Source organism: Paenisporosarcina sp. P5_A11 (genome assembly GCF_056400705.1).
This window is the reverse complement of the sequence record NZ_JBFUKT010000351.1, coordinates 1-1,283: the sequence shown is the minus strand read 5'-3', so window position 1 is coordinate 1,283 and position 1,283 is coordinate 1. Positions and strand designations below refer to the sequence as shown.

At 36.2% G+C, this 1,283-nt stretch carries 2 protein-coding genes; both read left to right on the top strand.

What is annotated here, in order from left to right:
* Nucleotides 1–959 (top strand): diaminopimelate epimerase (gene dapF, locus AC1DOS_RS20165; RefSeq protein ID WP_477538916.1); only part of this gene is annotated, 959 nt, incomplete at its 5' end.
* 6 nt (nucleotides 960–965) lie between these two features.
* On the top strand, nucleotides 966–1,283 hold a 318-nt coding region (locus tag AC1DOS_RS20160), incomplete at its 3' end, for a PAS domain-containing protein (protein WP_477538915.1).

Here is a 1,283-nt window from a genome sequence, read left to right as displayed (position 1 = left end):
GTTCTGGCAATACATTTTATCTGCATGAAGAACTGCCAAACATGGCATACAATTGGCCATTAACTGCACAAAAAATGTGCGACCCTTCTAATGATAATGGCGCGGATGGGTTATTAATTATTTCACAATCTGCAAAAGCTGATGCGAAAATGCGTGTCTATAATTCGGATGGTTCAGAAGCCTCCATGTGTGGTAACGGCTTAAGATGTGTAGCACGATATGTCTTAACTAAACTGGGACAATCAAAAGGAACAATAGAAACGATGAAAGCCGTACTTACAGTGCAAAAAGTAGACCCTATGTTTAAGGGCATAGAAACATACGCGGTCGAAATTTCTCCCGTTTCGTTTGACTTAACCTCACTCCCAATGAAATATGGAAATATCAAAACGCTTATGAATGAGGTAATACCCGAATTTGCCACTGATATTCACTTTACTGCTGTGTCAGTTCCAAATCCTCACTTAATTGGTATAGTCCCAATTCAATATATTGAACAATCACAGTTTCAGAAACAGCTTGCTAGTTCTTTTAATAGAGAAAATGATTATTTTCCTGATGGTGTAAATGTCAGTTTTGTTCATCCCGTTGATGAGACAAGTATTTTCGTTAGAACTTTCGAAAGAGGGGTAGGTTTCACTAATGCTTGTGGTACTGCTATGACCGCTTCAGCGTTAGTTTCTGCAATTATTAAACTCATGCCTTTTGGCGAAGTGAAGGTGTACAATCCAGGCGGTTTTGTTAAATGCATTATTGAACAAAGTGATGAGAAAGTTCATTTATCGCTTATTGGGAATGCAACGTTTTTCGCTACATATTCAGGAAAATTATCAGATGATGGTGAATTTTTCTGTAATTCGATTGAGCTCCATGAAACTGAGATTGCAGAATATAAAGAATTAGAAAAACAAGCTCAACAAAGTATTAAAGATGGATGGTCTAGCAACGAGAGGAATTGAAGTTAGATGGAACATTTCTTCACTCAAGCACAATTTGATTTAATATATGAAGATTCTCCAGATTTAGTGTTCTTTTTAATTCAAAAAGAGCACTCATTTGAGTATATTTATATCAATCAAAGTGCAAGACTCATCTTTAAAAAGAGTCCCATTCACTCCGATTTGCATGAGATGCTTTCTTCGACACATGCAAAAGAAATCCATGACCATTACATAAAAGCAATTCAAGATAATAAAGTGGTGATCTTTCACGATTTCTTTTTGTTTTCTGATGTTGAACTAGAAAATGAAACGACGGTAAAACCAATTCACACGGATCAAGCA